This is a genomic window from Acidovorax sp. sif1233 (assembly GCF_019218755.1).
GTDB lineage: Bacteria > Pseudomonadota > Gammaproteobacteria > Burkholderiales > Burkholderiaceae_C > Acidovorax.
This window is the reverse complement of the sequence record NZ_JAHUWZ010000001.1, coordinates 331,677-347,526: the sequence shown is the minus strand read 5'-3', so window position 1 is coordinate 347,526 and position 15,850 is coordinate 331,677. Positions and strand designations below refer to the sequence as shown.

Sequence of the window (15,850 nt, the reverse complement as noted above, 5' to 3'; positions counted from 1 at the left end):
CGAAAAATCGCCAGTGCCCGTGGTCGCGCCGCCGCAGGACGGCCGCCACCGGTCTTTGTCAAATGCCGGCGCGCAGCTGGGCGAGCAACCCGGCGGTGGAGCCGTCGAGCCCTGCGGCATCGCCGCTGGCCAGGCGCGCCTCGATGTCCTTGGCCAGCACCTTGCCCAGTTCCACGCCCCACTGGTCGAAGCTGTTGATGCCCCACAGGCTGCCGCTCACGAACACGCGGTGTTCCTGCAGCGCGATCAGCGCGCCCAGCGACGCGGGGGTGAGCGCATCCAGCAGCAGGAAGGTGCTGGGCCGGTTGCCCGGGAAGTGGCGGTGGCCGTCCTCCCCGTCCTTGCCCACCATCAGCGCCTGGGCCTGCGCCAGGGCGTTGGCCAGCAGCTTGTCGTGGTGGCCTTCCAGGGGATGGGTGGGCTGGCGCACGGCGATGAGCTCCAGCGGCAGCACGTCGGTGCCCTGGTGCAGCATCTGGAAGAACGCGTGCTGGCCGTTGGTGCCCGGCTCGCCCCACAGCACGGGCGACGTGGCATAGGGCAGCGGCTGGCCGTCCAGCCCCACGCGCTTGCCGTTGCTTTCCATCTCGAGCTGCTGCAGATAGGCCGGCAGGCGGCGCAATGCCGCGTGGTAGGGCGCGATACAGCGGCTGGTGAAGCCATGGAAGTTGCGGTACCAGATGTCCAGCAGGCCCAGACGCACCGGCAGGTTCTGCGCCAGGGGCGCCGTGCGAAAGTGCTCGTCCATGGCGTGCGCTCCGGCGAGCAGATCGCGGAAGCCTGCCGAGCCAATCGCGATCGCGATGGGCAGGCCAATGGCCGACCACAGCGAATAGCGCCCGCCCACCCAGTCCCAGAAACCGAAGGTGGTGGTGATGCCCAGCGCCTTCGCGGCATCGACATTGGTGGTGAGCGCCGCAAAGTGGCGCCCCACATCCTGACCACCTTGCGCCGCAAACCAGGCCAGCGCCGAGCGCGCGTTGGTCATGGTTTCTGCGGTGGTGAAGGTCTTGGAGGCGATGAGGAACAGCGTGTTCTCGGCCTTGAGCGACTGCATCACCGTGTGCAGTTCGTGGCCGTCCACGTTGGAGACAAAGTGCAGCCGCTTGCCCCGCGAGCGGAACTGCTCCAGCGCCAGCACGGCCATGTGCGGGCCCAGGTCCGAACCGCCGATGCCGATGTTCACCACGTCGGTGACGGCGCCATCCGCACGCACCGTGTCGGCATAGGCCAGCATGGCATCCAGCGTGGTGTGCACCTGGGCCAGCTTCTGCGCGATGTCCGGCCCGTCGCCGGGCAGCGCCAGGCCCCGGGGCCGGCGCAGCAGCGTGTGCAGCACGGCGCGCCCTTCGGTGCTGTTGATGGGCTGGCCACCGAACATGGCGTCGCGGTGCTGTTCCAGGCCACAGGCACGGGCCATGTCCAGCAGCAGCGTCTCGGTGGCGGCGTCCCACAGGTTCTTGGAAAGATCCGCAAACACCTCGGGCGCGTGCTGGCTGAAGTGCCCAAACCGCTGCGCATCGCTGGCAAAGGCCTCCCGCAGGTCCAGACGGCTGCCATCTGCGGTGAACGCGGCCTGCAACTGAGGCCACTCTAGGGTTTGGTCGCAACGGAGGGAGGGCATGGTGGATTCAGGATATCGGGGAGGTGAAAACCGGCGAGATAGTAACTTGATTACACAATTTTTCTGATACTTTTCTGCACACGAACTGTCAAAAAACGTTTACAGCCTCTACAGCTACACAACCCAATGTAACGAGATTACAATTTCCAGCCTCAGACGCACAACAACACCCTGATATGGAGACCCCATGAGTTTTGACCTTGTCCTGTTCGGTGGAACAGGTGATCTGGCGTGGCGCAAACTCATGCCGGCGTTGTTCCAGGCGTTCCGGCACGGAACGCTGCCCGAGGGAGGCCGCATCATTGCGGTGGCGCGCGACGAGCTGAGCCATGAACAATACCGCAGCCTGATCCAGTCGCGCTTTGACAGCGTGGATCTGGCCAAGCGCCCCACCCCGGACGAGTTCGAACGCTTCGGCGCCCTGCTGCACTACCTGCGCATGGACCTGTCGCAAACGCAGGACTACGCGCGCCTGGCCACCTTGCTGCACGAGCGCGCCGCCGACACCGTGGTGATGTACGTGGCCACCGCGCCCAGCCTTTTCACCAACGTGTGCGAACAGATCGCCGCCGTGGGCCTGAACGGCCCCGCCACCCGCGTGGTGCTGGAAAAGCCCCTGGGCCACGACCTCAAATCCAACCAGGCCATCAACGACACGCTGCGCCGCGTGCTCAAGGAAGAGCAGGTCTTTCGCATCGACCACTACCTGGGCAAGCCCGCGGTGCAGAACCTGTTTGCGATGCGCTTTGGCAACGCGCTGTTCGAGCCACTGTGGCGGCGCGAGAACATCGCCAACATCCAGATCACCATCGCCGAGGAGCTGGGCGTGGAAACGCGCGGCGCCTTCTACGACCAGACCGGCGCGCTGCGCGACATGGTGCAGAACCACGCGCTGCAGCTGCTGTGCGCCATCGGCATGGAGCCGCCCATCAACTCCAGCGCCAATGCGATCCGCGACGAGAAGCTCAAGGTGCTGCAGTCGCTCAAGCCCTGGAGCATGGAGACCATTGGCCAGCACGTGATCCGCGGCCAGTACGCCGCGGGCAAGACCCACGGGCACAACGTGCCGGGCTACCTGCAGGAAAAAGGCGTGGCCAGCGACAGCACCACCGAGACCTTCGTGGCGCTGCGCACCGAGATCAGCAACTGGCGCTGGGCCGGCGTGCCGTTCTACATCCGCACCGGCAAGCGCCTGGCGGGGCGCGACGCGCACATCGTCGTCAACTTCCGCCCCGTGCCGCACCCCATCTTCAAGATGCCCTCGGGCGCGGTGAACCGGCTGGTGATCAACCTGCAGCCCAGGGACGGACTGGAGCTGCACCTGCTGGCCCAGGGCGCGGCCCAGCACCAGACCGAACCCGCGCTGTCGCAGGTGGCGCTGAACCTGGACTTCGACCAGCGCTTCGGCACCGAGCGCGTGGGCGCGTACGAGCGCCTGCTGCTGGACGTGATCGCCGGGCGGCTGAACCTGTTCGTGCGCAGCGACGAACAGGAGGAAGCCTGGCGCTGGGTGGAGCCCATCCTGCAGCACTGGAAGAACGACCCCGCGGGCCCGCGGCCGTACGCACCGGGCAGCTGGGGCCCGAGCGCCGCCAGCGCCATGATCGCGCGCGACGGGCATTGCTGGAGCGAAGAGATGTGATGCCATGGAAAAGAAAGGCCCTGCGGGGCCTTTCTTGCTCCCGGCCCCGGCGGTCTAGCGCCTGACGGGCCCCGGCCCCACCAGCTCGATCGGCAGACCGTCCGGATCGGCGAAGAAAGTAAACGACGCGCCCGTGAACGGATCGATGCGCACCGGCTCTGCCGCCACGCCATGCGCGGCCAACGCCGCCAGGCTGGCGTCCATATCCGCCACGCGCAAGGCCAGGTGGCGCAGGCCGCAGGCCTCGGGATACGACGGGCGGGCCGGCGGGTTCGGAAAGGAAAACAGCTCCACCTGCGAACCATCGGGCAATTGCAGGTCCAGCTTGTACGACTCGCGCTCGGCACGGAACACCTCGTTCACCACCAGCAGGCCCAGCACCTCGGTGTAGAAGCGGCGCGAGCGTGCGTAGTCGCTGGCGATGATGGCCACATGGTGCACACCGCTGACCTGCAAGGCGGGGCCGCTCATCCTCCGGAGCCCGCGATGTCCAGCGCGCGCGACGCGCCGTGCAGCGCGGGCGTGGCGCTCGGATCGATGACCCAGCAGGGTATCGACGCGAGGTACGGCTGAAACCGCCCCTTGGCCTCGAACCGCGCGCGGAAGGAGGATTTGTCGAACCACGCGCCCAGGCGCGGCACCATGCCCCCGCCGATGAAGACGCCCCCGCGTGCCCCCAGGGTGAGTGCCAGGTTGCCCGCCACGCTGCCCAGAAAGCCGCAGAAAAGATCCAGCGCCTCCAGCGCCAGCGCGTCGTGGGACTGCAGGGCCAGCTCGGTCACCTGGGAGGCCGAGCTGACCTCCTTGCCACCCCGCTGCGCGAGGCGGCGCAGCGCGTGGTACAGGTCCACCAGCCCCGCACCACACACAGCGCGCTCGGCCGACACATGGCCGTAGCGCTCCTGCAGGATGGCCAGCACATCGAATTCGCGCTGCGTCTGCGCCGCCAGCGACACATGCCCGCCCTCCCCCGACAAGGGCACGCCGTTGCTGGAGCCGGGCGGGAACACCAGCCCCGACACGCCCAGGCCCGTGCCCGGGCCCAGCAGCGCTATCGCGGCGCCCGGCACCGCCTCGCCGCCGCCCACGGGGCGCAGCAGGTCGGGCGTGAGCAGGGGCAGCGCCAGTGCCAGTGCGGTGAAGTCGTTGATGACCACCAGCCGCTCGAAACCAAACGCCTCGCGCACCGCACGCTGCGAAAAGCTCCAGCTGTGGTTGGTCATGCGGATCGCGTCGCCCGTGACGGGGTTGGCGATGCCGAACGCCGCCTCGCGCGGCGCGGGCACGCCCACTTCCTTCAGGTAGGCCGCCAGCGCGGCATCCACGGTGGGGAACTGCGCGCAGGGCAGCACCCGCGTGTCGTTCAAGGGACCGCCCGGCTCGTTCTGCCAGGCCAGCCGGATGTTGGTGCCGCCGATGTCGGCGAGAAGGCGCTGAGGGTGCATAGGAAAAAGATGGAGACCAAAGGTCACACGCCCCCGCTGCCCTGCGGCAGACGGCGGCCCGTGGATCATGAATGCTATTATTTATATAGCTATTCGCGCTTTATGGACAAGCGCTGGAGCCTCTTTTTACCTGAATTACCTCTTCAGGCAAAGACCAAAGCCCCTTCTTGCGGTGACCCAGCGGCGGGAGGCTCGTCCTTCTCAGCCCGTCAATCGCTCTTCGGACTTCGCATCGAACCAGTGGGCGTTGGCCGGTGCCACCGTCAGGCCCACCTGGTCGCCCGGCTGCACGCGGGTTTGTGCGTCGGTGCGCAGCGTGACGCTGCCTGCGGCGGTGTCCACCATCACATAGGTGTCGGGGCCCGTGGGCTCCACCACGCTCACCTGCCCGCGCCAGGGCGCACCGTCCTGCAGCTGCAGGTGCTCGGGGCGCACGCCCAGCAGCATCTCCGCGGCGCCCGCGGGCGGTGCCAGGTCCAGCGCAGCGCCCACGATGCCAAACTGCCCGCCGGCCTGCACGCCACCGCGCAGCAGGTTCATGGTGGGCGAGCCGATGAAGGTCGCCACGTAGGTGTTGGCCGGGCGGTTGTAGATCTCGTCGGGGGTGCCCAGCTGCTGCACGACGCCGCCCTTCATCACCGCGATGCGCGAGCCCAGGGTCATGGCCTCGACCTGGTCGTGCGTCACGTACACGCTGGTGATGCCACTGGCCTGGTGCAGGCGCTTGATCTCGGCGCGCATCTCCACGCGCAGCTTGGCGTCCAGATTGGACAGCGGTTCGTCGAACAAAAAGAGCTGCGGCTGGCGCGCCAGCGCCCGGCCCATGGCCACGCGCTGGCGCTGGCCGCCCGAGAGCTGGCTGGGCCGGCGGTCCAGCAGGTGGCTGATCTGCAGCATGGCCGCCACTTCGTCGATGCGCTTTTGCCGCTCGGGCCTGGGCATCTTGCGCATCTCCAGCGCAAAGCCGATGTTGTCGGCCACGGAGAGCGTGGGGTACAGCGCGTAGCTCTGGAACACCATGGCGATGTCCCGGTCGCGCGGGGGCATGCCCACCACGTTCTTGCCGGCGATGCGGATCTCGCCCTCGGTGGGCTCGTCCAGGCCCGCAATGATGTTCAGCAGCGTGGACTTTCCGCAGCCCGAGGGGCCGACCAGGATGAGGAACTCGCCTGGCGCGACGTGGATGTCCACCTTGCGCAGCACCTCCACGCTCTTGTCGCCCTTGCCAAAACGCTTGTTGATGCCTGCGATGTCGAGTGATGACGCCATGATCTCTACTTACCTTCTTAACCTTTGACGGCGCCGGCAGTGAGCCCGCGCACAAAAAACTTACCGGCCAGCACATAGATCACCATCGTGGGCAGGCCCGCGATGATCGCGGCCGCCATGTCCACGTTGTAGGCCTTCACGCTGGAGCTGGTGTTGGCCAGGTTGTTCAGGCCCACGGTCACCGGCTTGGAGTCGGTGCCCGAGAACACCACGCCGAACAGAAAGTCATTCCAGATGTTGGTGAACTGCCAGATCAGCGTGACCATGATGATGGGCGTGGACAGCGGCAGCACGATGCGCCAGAAGATCTGGAAGAAGCTCGCGCCGTCCATGCGCGCGGCGTTCACCAGCTCTTTCGGAATGGCCGCGTAGTAGTTGCGAAAGAACAGCGTGGTGCCCGCCAGGCCCGCCAGGCAGTGCACCATCACCAGGCCGGTGATGGAGCTCGACAGCCCCAACCAGCCGAGCACCTGGCTCATCGGCAGCAGCACCACCTGGAAGGGCATGAACACGCCGAACAGCAGCATGCCGAACAGCGCATCGCTGCCCCGGAACTTCCACAGGCTGAGCACGTAGCCGTTGAGCGCGCCCCACACGGTGGAGATCAGCACCGCCGGCACGGCCATGGCCACCGAGTTCAGGAAGAACGGGCGCAGGCCGTTGCAGTCCACGCCGGTGCAGGCGCTGGACCACGCGGTGCCCCAGGCCGACCAGTTCAGCGCGGCGGGCAAGGCCAGCAGCGACGTGCTGCGGATCTCCTCGGCGTCCTTGAAAGACGTGACCAGCATCGCGTACAGCGGCAGCAGGAAAAAGGCGGTGGCCAGGGCCAGCACCGCGTAGACCAGCAGGCGGCCCACGGAAGGAAATACAGAAGGCTTAGCGGTCATGGGGCTTGGTCCGCAGTTCGCTGTAGAGATAAGGAATGACCAGCGCCGCCACGGTGGCCAGCATCATGGTCGCGCTGGCCGCGCCCAGACCGATCTGGCCGCGCGAGAACGACATGGTGTACATGAACGTTGCGGGCACGTCGGTGGCAAAGCCGGGGCCACCGGCCGTGAGTGCCATCACCAGGTCGAAGCTCTTGATCGCCAGGTGCGACAGCACCATGAGCGTGGAGAAGAACACCGGCCGCAGCGCGGGCAGCACGATGCGCCAGTAGATGCGCGGCAGCGATGCGCCATCGACCTGCGCGGCCTTGATGATGCTGTCGTCGATGCCGCGCAGGCCCGCGAGGAACAGCGCCATCGCAAAGCCCGCGCTCTGCCAGATGCCGGCGATCACCACGCAGTAGATGGCCATCTCGGTATCGACAAGCCAGCCGAATTCAAAGTGAGGAAAGCCCCAGTCGCGCACCATTTTTTCGATGCCCAGGCCCGGGTTCAGCAGCCATTTCCAGGCCGTGCCCGTGACCACGAAGGACAGCGCCATCGGGTACAGGTAGATCGTGCGCAGCGCGCCCTCGGCGCGGATTTTCTGGTCCAGCAGCACGGCCAGCACCACGCCGATGGCCAGGGACCCGCCCACGTAGCCCACGCCGAAGATGCCCAGGTTCTTCAAGGCCACCCACCAGCGGTCCATCTCCCACAGGCGCTCGTACTGCGCCAGGCCCGCCCACTCGTAGTTGGGCAGCATGCGCGAAACGGTCAGGCTCAATACGCCGTTCCACAGCATCAGGCCGTAGATGAACGCAAAACCCAGAACAAAAGCCGGTGTCACGACCAGCTTGGGCAACCATGTCTCGAACGTATTCTTGGTCATCGCCGGGCCCCCCCATGGTGAAGAAACATCCCCCTCGGGGGCAGCGACCCGCGCGGCGGCGGAGCGTGGGGGTCATTTTTCATGGCTGCGAAAAAATTTCTGGCATGTGCCTGCATATGAAAAAAAGGGGGGCACGCACAGAGTGCCCCCCAAAGAACAAAGTCACCTCTGACTAACTCGCTAACTCACTTCACCATTCCATGTCCGGGCCACAGGGGCCGCCGCGCCGGGCCAAGCCCCGCGCCGCGCCTCCCTGCGGCCCGAAGTGGAATCACTTACCACCAGACCTCGTACTGCACACCCACCAGCGTGCGCGAAGTCTTGCCGTTGGCACCGAAGGTGGCCGCATTGGCCACGGCGGCGGCCTGGTTCCAGTTGGCCTTGGTTACATACAGGCGCAGCTCGGGGCGCGACCAGAAATCTTCCGACAGGGCCAGGGCACCCGCCAGCGTGACCTTGGACAGGCGCTGGTCGGGGCCCGTGCCCTTGCGCGTGGTGGTGGACAGCTCGGCCAGCATCTTGAAGTTCTGCGTGAACGCGTACGAACCACGGCCGCCCAGCGAGAAGTCCTTGGTCTCCACGCCGGTCAGGTCGGCCTTGTTGGTCTGGTAGCCAATGAGCGCCTGGCCGCCGAAGGGGCCGCTTTGCCAGTTGATGGAGTCAGCGATGCGCGTGGAGCGCCGGCCGGGCCGGCTGCCGTCGATGGCCTCGAACTCCCCGTCGATGCGGGCATGGCCCCGCGAGGTCTGCAGGTACAGGGTATTGCTGATGCTGGGCAGCAGGAATTCCTTTTGCGTGTGCATCAGCGAGACGCCCGAGCCCGAGCCGCCATTGGCCTGGCCCTTGCCGCCCACGGCCGTCAGCAGCACGCGCAGCTTGCCGCCGGGGTTGGTGTTGATTTCCGACAGGTCGGCGTTGATGCGGTGCGCCTTGACGTTGTTGGGCAGGTTGCCGTCGAACTTGTCACCGGTGAACACGCCCACACCCAGCTTCATGCCGCCGATCGGCACGTCGGTCACGCCGGCGCCGATGTTGTCGCCGTAGTTGAGCAGGAAGTAGTCGACGATGTGCACGTCCTGGATCCGCAGGCGGCGCTGGCCGGCCCAGAACTTGGCCTCGGGCGAGAACGAGAAGCCGCTCATTTCCACGTAGGCCTGCTCGGTGCTGATGTCGCCGCTGCCCCACTTGGCGGGCATGTAGTTCACCTTCCACTTGATGCCGTTGGTCTCGAAGCCGCGCGCGAAGTTGACTTCGATGCCGTTGTCGCCCTCGTTGCCCAGGCGGAACTTCTGCAGCTCGCCGCCGAGCGACAGGTTGCCCTTGACGCCGTCGGAGTGGTTGAACACGGGACCACCCCGCGAGTAACCGTTCATCTCGAAGCCGGCAACTTCCAGTGCCATGGCTCCATTCATCGCGCATGCGGCGGCCAAAGCCACCGCCGTGAGGCGGTTTCTTTTCATCATGTTGATTCCCTCAGTGGTGGTGGTTTATTTGGTCTTCGCGGCGGTCGCGATCTTCTTCATGGCGTCGGCGACGCTCACCTTGTCGTCATTCCAGAACTGGCTGACCACGTCCTTGATGGCGCCTTCCGTGGCGGGCGCGATCGCCATGCCATGGGCCACGCTGGGCAGCAGGCTGCCGCTCTTGGCGGTGTCGGCGAAGTCCTTGGCCGAGGCCTTGGCGCAGTCGTCGAACTTGTCCATCTTCTGGCCGGCGCGCACCGGGATGGAGCCCTTGTTGAGGTTGAACACCTCCTGGAATTCGGGGCTCATGATGGAACTGGCCAGGTCGCTCTGCGCCTTCTGGGCAGCGGCATCCTTGAGCTTGAACAGGATGAACGAGTCCACGTTGAAGGTGAACGACGTGGTCGTGCCCGGCGCCGCGGCGCACAGGAAGTCCTTGCCCGGCGCCTTGTTGGCCGCCAGGAACTCGCCCTTGGCCCAGTCACCCATGAGCTGGAAGCCCGCCTTGCCCTGGATCAGCATGGCCGTGGCCAGGTTCCAGTCGCGGCCGGGTGCTCCGGGGTCGGTGTACGACTTGATGCGGCGGAAGGTCTCGAGCGACTTCTTCATGGTGTCGCTGTTGATGGCCTTGTCGTCAAGCTTGACCAGGGCGTCCTGGTAGAACTTGGGACCACCGACACCGAGCACCACCGATTCGAAGGTGGTGAAATCCTGCCAGTTCTGGCCCCCGTGGGCCACGGGCACCAGGCCCGCGGCCTTGAGCTTGTCGGCGGCGGCGAAGAACTCGTCCCAGGTCTTGGGCATGGCGGCCACGCCGGCCTTCTTCAGGGCCTCGGAGCTGCCCCACATCCAGTTGACCCGGTGCACGTTGACGGGGGCCGCCACGTAGGCGCCCTTGTACTTCATGACGTCGGCGACCACCTTGGGCAGCAGCTCGTCCCACTTCTCGGCCTTGGCCAGGGCGTCCATGTTGGCCAGCACGCCTTCGGAGGCCCACTCCTGGATGGCCGGGCCCTTGGTCTGCGCGGCCGAAGGCGGGTTGCCCGAGATCACGCGGCTCTTGAGCACGGTCATGGCGCTGTCGCCGCCGCCGCCGGCCACGGCGAAATCACGCCAGGTGTGGCCCTTGGCCTGCATGATCTTCTTGAGCTCGGCCACCGACTTGGCCTCGCCGCCCGAAGTCCAGTAATGCAGGACCTCGACCTCCCCCGCGCTGGCGGACATCGCTGCCGCCAGGCCCACCGCCACTGCGGCGATCTTTGTCATCTTCCACATACCCTTGTCTCCTCGATGTTTGAATCCGTTTGGTGCGCAGCAGACCGGTGCCGTTCAGCGCAGTCGGTACTTTAATTACAATAATTAATGAACATATCAGGACTTTCCCGGGGTGTGCTTTCTCCGCCAGGGCTCCACCCTGTTACCGGATTACGTGCGGCGCGCAGGCCCACCCCCGCGCCACCCCGGGCAGGCGGACCGGCGCGGCCGCGCAGGCCGCTTTGTTATGCTCAATCCCATGGCCACGATACTGATAGTCGAAGATGATGCCCTGTTGCTGGACGCGCTGACCGGGCAACTGCAGCAGCTGGAGTTCGGCGTCTGCACGGCGTCGAGCGTGGCCGAGGCCACCGCCCTTTTGCAGGCGCAGGCGGTGGACGGCATCATCCTGGACCTGGGCCTGCCGGGCGCCGACGGCATGGAGCTGCTGACCTGGGCGCGCACCCACATCGCCGGCCTGCCGGTGCTGATTCTCACCGCGCGCGACGGCGTGGAGGACCGCGTGCTGGGCCTCAACGCCGGGGCCGATGACTACATCACAAAACCCTTCAACATGCAGGAGCTGCAGGCCCGCCTGCAGGCCATGCTGCGCCGCGCGCGGCAACCGGCGTTCACCCAGGCGAGCAGCGCCGGGGGCCCCGGCACCACCATCGGCCCCCTGGCGCTGGACCACGCCAGCCACAGCGCGGCCCTCGACGGCGAGCCGCTGGACCTCACCCAGCGCGAATGGGAGCTGCTGGAGCTGCTCGTGAACCGCTGCGGCGAGGTGGTCACGCGCGACGACGTGCTGGCCGCCTGGCGCGCCAGCCCGCCCGAGCCCGGGCAGACCGCTGCGCCGCTGAACTCCAATGCGCTGGAGGTCTACGTGCACCGGCTGCGCAAGAAGCTCGACCCATCGCCGCTGAACATCCGCAACATCCGGGGCCTGGGCTACATGCTGGCGAAACCATGAACAACCCCCTGAGGCGCTGCGCGCCTTCCCCCTTCTCTCGCGCTGCGCGCGGGAAGGGGGACGCCGCCGCCAGCGCGGCGGGGCGGCCCTTGCGCGGCGGCCCTGGCATCGGCCGCGCCAGTTTCATACGGCCTGCACTGGGCCACCACTGACATGCGGCAGGTCCCGGGGGTCTCCCTGCAGCGCAAGCTGCTGCTGTGGCTGCTGCTGCCCCAGCTCGTGCTGTGGCTGTCGGGCGGTTTCCTGGCGTGGCGCATCGCGCTGCAGAACGGCGAAAAGGGCATCGACCAGACGCTGACCCAGTCAGTGCGCGCGCTGGCGCGGCAGATCAAGCCCATCGGCGACGGGCTGCTGGTGGATTTCCCCAAGGCCGCGCAGGACATCCTGGAGCAGGACCCGGCCGACCGCATCACCTACATGGTGTCGTCCCCGCCCGGCCGCTTCCTGCTGGGCAATGCCCAGCTGCCCGCGCCGCCGCCGGTGGAGGTGCGCGTGGGCGATCCGTACCTCTACCACGCGCGGGTGGACGACCGCCCCGTGCGCGTGGCGCTGCTCGATGTGGACTACGGCACGCCCCAGACACGGCAGACCCTGCGCGTGCAGGTGGCCCAGAGCCTCACGGTGCGCGAACGCATCGCGCAGGAGCTGCTGGAGCAGATGGTGTTCCCGATGGGGCTGATGGGGCTGGCGCTGAGCGCGGTGGTCTACGCGGGCGTGCTGCGCGGCCTGCAGCCGCTCAAGCGCCTGGAGGCCCAGATCGAGCAGGCCGGCGCCCGGCCCCAGGCGGGCACCACGCCCCTGCCGCCCATCGAGCTGACCTCGGCCCCCCAGGAGGTGCATTCGCTGGCCAGCACCATCAACCGGCTGCTGGAGACCGTGGCTCGCGGACAGCAAAAGGAAAAGCGCTTCCTCAACGATGCCGCGCACCAGCTGCGCACGCCGCTGGCGGGGCTCATCGGCCAGACCGAGCTGGCGCTGCACGAGAGCCATGAGCCCGCGGTGCAGGAGCGGCTGCACAAGGTGCTGTCGGCCGCGCAGCGCAGCGCCCACCTGGTGCACCAGCTGCTACAGCTGGCGCGCTCGGAATCGAACGTGGAGATGCAGTCCATCGACCTGGCGGCGCTCGCGCGCGAGGTGGCCCGCGAATGGGCGGCCCGCGCCCTGGCGCAGGGCATGGACCTGGGCTATGAGGGCGACGACCAGCTGGCGGTGCAGGGCCACCCGCTGCTGCTGCGCGAGGCGCTCAACAACCTCATCGACAACGCGCTGCACTACGCGGGCGAAGGCGCCACCGTGACGGTGCGCGTGGGCCGCGAGGAGCCCGGGCGCTGGGCCCTGCTGGTGGTGGAGGACGACGGGCCCGGCGTGCCGGCCGAGCACCTGGGCGATCTGTTCGCGCGGTTCTGGCGGGGGTCGGACAAGGCGGGCGGGTGCGGGCTGGGGCTGTCGATCGTGGAGGAGATCGCGCTGCGGCATGGGGGCCGGACGGTGGCCGAGGGGGTGGTACCGAGGGGATTGCGGGTGGGGATGCGCTTGCCTGCGGGGTGAATTTTTAGGTGTTTTGGCTCCTGGCGCTTATCTATCAAGCGCTAGCAGCTATTGTTTTTATAGTTCACGCAGTGCCTGAGTGAAGGCGGAGGCCGGGGTGTGCGCCCGGCGGCGCAGTAACTTTCTCTTGGGTCGCCAAGAGAAAGTCACCAAAGAGAAGGCGACCCTGCTGTCTGCGACCCCTTCGCTGCGCTGCGGGGCAACCTGGGGTGCTCGGTCACGAGGTGCACCGCAGAACTCGCTGCGCGCCCCAGGCGCATCCAGAAGGAAACCCACGAATCGGACATTCCTTCGGGCCATCGCTGCGCTCGGCCTCGCGGTCGCGGCGCGAAGCGCCCGCGCGTTCCGGGCCGAGCGAAGCAAAGGCCCGTGTGGCTGTTTGGCTGTTCGCTCCCCACCCCCATCTGGCTGCGCCTGCGGCGGGGCGGTTGCGGGGTGAGCATGGGCGTCGCAGCGCCCATGCCTCGTGCTCTGACTCGCCGTGGTTGTCCGAGCGGCGCGCGCCAGCGCACAGCGAGTTCCACGGCGCACCCCGCAACCGCACCGACGCAGGTTTGCCCCGCAGCGCAGGGGTCACAGACTGTGGGTCGCCTTTCTTTTGGGTACTTTTCTTTGGCGAAGCAAAGAACAAGTACCTCGCCCGCCGGGGCGACATCCCGGCCTCCGCCCTCAAACCAGGCACACAGTCAGATCAACACACAAACCCAGGCGCCTACAAGCGCAGTCCGAACGAGCAAAAGCTACAGAGCCACAAAAACCATAGCGGCCGGCACTTGCCACACAAGCGCCGGTCGCCAAAAACACTCAAAGCCGACTTCAAGCCGCCAGGATCAGCTTCTCCAGCTTCACCGCATCCGCCGCAAACGCCCGGATGCCTTCCGCCAGTTTCTCCGTCGCCATGGCATCTTCATTGAGCGCAAACCGGAACCCCGCCTCGTCATAGTTCACCGCGGGCAGGTCCAGCCCCTTCGCTGCGTCCGCATCGAGCGCGCGCTGCAGCGGCGCATCGCTGGCCGCCAGCTGGGCCAGCAGGTCGGGCGCGATGGTGAGCAGGTCGCAACCCGCCAGCGCCGTGATCTGGCCCACGTTGCGAAAGCTCGCGCCCATCACCTCGGTGGCGATGCCGAAGTGCTTGTAGTGGTTGTAGATCTGCGTGACCGACTGCACGCCCGGGTCGTTGGCCCCCGCACGCGCGGCCTCGTCCCAGCTGGCGCCGGCCTGCTTCTTGTACCAGTCGTAGATGCGGCCCACGAACGGCGAGATCAGCTGCACCTTGGCCTGGCCGCAGGCCACGGCCTGGGCGAACGAGAACAGCAGCGTGAGGTTGGTATGGATGCCCTTGCGCTCGAGCTGCTCGGCGGCCTGGATGCCTTCCCAGGTCGAGGCGATCTTGACGAGCACCCGGTCGATGTGGATGCCTTCGGCCTGGTACAGCTCGATGATGCGCTCGGCGCGCGCGACGGTGGCGCCGGTGTCGAAGCTCAGGCGCGCATCCACCTCGGTGGAGACGCGGCCCGGAATCGTGGCCAGGATCTCGCGGCCGAAGCGCACCAGCAGGCGGTCGATGATTTCATGAATCGGGCGGCCCCGGAACTGCGCCACGGTGTCCTGCAGCAGCGGTGCGTACTCCGGCTTTTGCACGGCCTTCAGGATCAGCGAGGGGTTGGTGGTCGCATCCTGGGGCTGGAACTGCGCCAGTTGCTTGAAGTCGCCGGTGTCGGCAACCACGGTGGTGAACTGTTTGAGGGCGTCGAGTTGGTTCGTCATGGTGTCATTATTCCGCATTGGCCAGGGCGCCATCGGTACTACCAACCACCGATACGCCGTGGGTGCCCAGGCTCAGCAACACGTCCTCGCCCACGGCGAGCACGTCGTCCAGGTCGGACGACACCACGAAGATGCCGCCCAGCGCCGTCTCGAAGGTGTATTCGTGCACTGCCCCCAGGTAGGCCGACTTGGCGAGCCGCGCCGGCAGCAGGCCGTCGCCCTGGCGGTGGATGCGCCAGGCCTCGGGGCGCACCGCCACCTTCACCGAACCGCCGTGCACCGCCATGCGCGGGCGCAGCGCCAGCGGCCCGAGCAAGACCGAGCCATCGGCTTGCGCAGTAGCCGGGAACAACATCGCCTCGCCCATGAAGCCCGCCACGAATTCGCTGTGCGGCGTTTCGTACAGCGCGCGCGGCGAGCCCTTCTGCGCAATCAGCCCCTGGTTCATCACGATGATCTGGTCGCTCACGGCCATGGCCTCTGCCTGGTCGTGGGTGACATACGCCACCGTGAGCGACAGGCGCTGCTGCAGCGCGCGGATTTCCTCGCGCATCTCGCGGCGCAGGCGCGCGTCCAGGTTGGACAGGGGTTCGTCGAACAGCAGCACCTCGGGCTCCAGCACCAGCGCGCGCGCCAGGGCCACGCGCTGCTGCTGGCCACCCGACAGCTCGCTGGGCAGGCGGTCGTCATAGCCCACCAGGCCCACGCCACGCAGGGCCTCCACGGCCTTGGCGCGGGCCACGTCCTTGGAGAACCCCGACATGCGCAGGCCGTACATCACGTTCTCGGCCACGTTCATGTGCGGGAACAGCGCATAGCTCTGGAACATCATGCTCACATTGCGCTGCGCGGGGCCGAGCGTGGTCACGTCCTTGCCGCCGATGAGGATCTCGCCCGCGGTGGGCGACTCCAGCCCCGCGATCATGCGCAAGGTGGTGGTCTTGCCGCAGCCCGAGGGCCCCAGGATGGTGGTGAGCGTGCCGCGCGGCACCTCAAAGCTGATGCCTTTGACCGCCAGGCCCGCGGACGGGTCGCTGCCGTAGCGTTTGGTGATGTTGCGGAACACGATGCCCGCATCGCTGTTGTTCATGGCGTATCTTCTTTTTG

Annotated in this window: 13 protein-coding genes; 3 read left to right on the top strand and 10 right to left on the bottom strand. The window is 67.1% G+C overall.

Going from position 1 to position 15,850, the window contains the following annotated elements; genetic code table 11:
* Nucleotides 1-58 precede the first annotated feature (58 nt).
* Nucleotides 59-1,624 carry a glucose-6-phosphate isomerase gene (pgi, locus tag KW843_RS01560; RefSeq protein ID WP_218293342.1) on the bottom strand — a complete coding sequence of 522 codons (1,566 nt, stop codon included), beginning with the start codon at nt 1,622-1,624 and terminating at the stop codon, nt 59-61.
* Between the two features lie 187 nt (nt 1,625-1,811).
* Here pgi and zwf point away from each other — a divergent pair, with 187 nt between their 5' ends.
* Nucleotides 1,812-3,266, top strand: a complete 1,455-nt coding sequence (zwf, locus tag KW843_RS01555; protein WP_218293341.1) for a glucose-6-phosphate dehydrogenase — start codon at nt 1,812-1,814, stop codon at nt 3,264-3,266.
* 54 nt (nt 3,267-3,320) lie between these two features.
* On the opposite strand, the gene KW843_RS01550 is transcribed toward zwf, so the two are convergent.
* From KW843_RS01550 to KW843_RS01520, 7 genes are all read right to left on the bottom strand, one after another.
* Nucleotides 3,321-3,737, bottom strand: a complete 417-nt coding sequence (locus KW843_RS01550; protein ID WP_218293340.1) for a VOC family protein — start codon at nt 3,735-3,737, stop codon at nt 3,321-3,323.
* Nucleotides 3,734-4,711: a glucokinase gene (gene glk / locus KW843_RS01545; RefSeq protein WP_218293339.1), complete on the bottom strand. Its 978-nt coding sequence runs from the start codon at nt 4,709-4,711 to the stop codon at nt 3,734-3,736. Before glk ends, KW843_RS01550 begins: the two co-directional genes overlap by 4 nt.
* A 201-nt stretch (nt 4,712-4,912) precedes the next feature.
* Nucleotides 4,913-5,980 carry an ABC transporter ATP-binding protein gene (locus tag KW843_RS01540; protein ID WP_218293338.1) on the bottom strand — a complete coding sequence of 356 codons (1,068 nt, stop codon included), beginning with the start codon at nt 5,978-5,980 and terminating at the stop codon, nt 4,913-4,915.
* A 17-nt stretch (nt 5,981-5,997) separates the two neighbouring features.
* The gene (locus KW843_RS01535; protein WP_218293337.1) at nt 5,998-6,867 is read right to left on the bottom strand and encodes a carbohydrate ABC transporter permease; all 870 of its coding nucleotides are present in this window, start codon (nt 6,865-6,867) and stop codon (nt 5,998-6,000) included.
* Nucleotides 6,857-7,738, bottom strand: coding sequence for a carbohydrate ABC transporter permease (locus KW843_RS01530; protein WP_218293336.1), 882 nt, complete (start codon nt 7,736-7,738; stop codon nt 6,857-6,859). The genes KW843_RS01535 and KW843_RS01530 overlap by 11 nt, the downstream gene beginning before the upstream one ends.
* A 275-nt stretch (nt 7,739-8,013) precedes the next feature.
* On the bottom strand, nt 8,014-9,201 hold the full coding sequence (locus KW843_RS01525) for a carbohydrate porin (protein WP_255591227.1): 1,188 nt from the start codon (nt 9,199-9,201) through the stop codon (nt 8,014-8,016).
* Between the two features lie 24 nt (nt 9,202-9,225).
* Nucleotides 9,226-10,476 carry an ABC transporter substrate-binding protein gene (locus KW843_RS01520; RefSeq protein WP_218293335.1) on the bottom strand — a complete coding sequence of 417 codons (1,251 nt, stop codon included), beginning with the start codon at nt 10,474-10,476 and terminating at the stop codon, nt 9,226-9,228.
* Between the two features lie 238 nt (nt 10,477-10,714).
* Between KW843_RS01520 and KW843_RS01515 the strand changes: the two genes are divergently transcribed.
* Both KW843_RS01515 and KW843_RS01510 read left to right on the top strand, forming a co-directional pair.
* The gene (locus tag KW843_RS01515; RefSeq protein WP_218293334.1) at nt 10,715-11,428 is read left to right on the top strand and encodes a response regulator transcription factor; all 714 of its coding nucleotides are present in this window, start codon (nt 10,715-10,717) and stop codon (nt 11,426-11,428) included.
* A gap of 153 nt (nt 11,429-11,581) precedes the next feature.
* Entirely contained in the window at nt 11,582-12,976 is a 1,395-nt protein-coding gene (locus KW843_RS01510; protein WP_218293333.1) for a sensor histidine kinase, read from the top strand.
* Nucleotides 12,977-13,792: 816 nt separating this feature from the next.
* Here the strand turns inward: KW843_RS01510 and tal are convergent.
* Nucleotides 13,793-14,743, bottom strand: a complete 951-nt coding sequence (gene tal, locus KW843_RS01505) for a transaldolase (RefSeq protein ID WP_218293332.1) — start codon at nt 14,741-14,743, stop codon at nt 13,793-13,795.
* 7 nt (nt 14,744-14,750) lie between these two features.
* The gene (locus KW843_RS01500) at nt 14,751-15,833 is read right to left on the bottom strand and encodes an ABC transporter ATP-binding protein (protein ID WP_218293331.1); all 1,083 of its coding nucleotides are present in this window, start codon (nt 15,831-15,833) and stop codon (nt 14,751-14,753) included.
* Nucleotides 15,834-15,850 lie beyond the last annotated feature (17 nt).

Coding starts and splice junctions, on each gene's coding strand:
- glk (WP_218293339.1), bottom strand. CDS start 4,711: ATGCACCCTCAGCGCCTTCTCGCCGACATCGGCGGCACCAACATCCGG.
- KW843_RS01540 (WP_218293338.1), bottom strand. CDS start 5,980: ATGGCGTCATCACTCGACATCGCAGGCATCAACAAGCGTTTTGGCAAG.
- KW843_RS01515 (WP_218293334.1), top strand. CDS start 10,715: ATGGCCACGATACTGATAGTCGAAGATGATGCCCTGTTGCTGGACGCG.
- KW843_RS01510 (WP_218293333.1), top strand. CDS start 11,582: ATGCGGCAGGTCCCGGGGGTCTCCCTGCAGCGCAAGCTGCTGCTGTGG.
- KW843_RS01525 (WP_255591227.1), bottom strand. CDS start 9,201: ATGATGAAAAGAAACCGCCTCACGGCGGTGGCTTTGGCCGCCGCATGC.
- tal (WP_218293332.1), bottom strand. CDS start 14,743: ATGACGAACCAACTCGACGCCCTCAAACAGTTCACCACCGTGGTTGCC.
- KW843_RS01500 (WP_218293331.1), bottom strand. CDS start 15,833: ATGAACAACAGCGATGCGGGCATCGTGTTCCGCAACATCACCAAACGC.
- zwf (WP_218293341.1), top strand. CDS start 1,812: ATGAGTTTTGACCTTGTCCTGTTCGGTGGAACAGGTGATCTGGCGTGG.
- KW843_RS01520 (WP_218293335.1), bottom strand. CDS start 10,476: ATGTGGAAGATGACAAAGATCGCCGCAGTGGCGGTGGGCCTGGCGGCA.
- KW843_RS01550 (WP_218293340.1), bottom strand. CDS start 3,737: ATGAGCGGCCCCGCCTTGCAGGTCAGCGGTGTGCACCATGTGGCCATC.
- KW843_RS01535 (WP_218293337.1), bottom strand. CDS start 6,867: ATGACCGCTAAGCCTTCTGTATTTCCTTCCGTGGGCCGCCTGCTGGTC.
- pgi (WP_218293342.1), bottom strand. CDS start 1,624: ATGCCCTCCCTCCGTTGCGACCAAACCCTAGAGTGGCCTCAGTTGCAG.
- KW843_RS01530 (WP_218293336.1), bottom strand. CDS start 7,738: ATGACCAAGAATACGTTCGAGACATGGTTGCCCAAGCTGGTCGTGACA.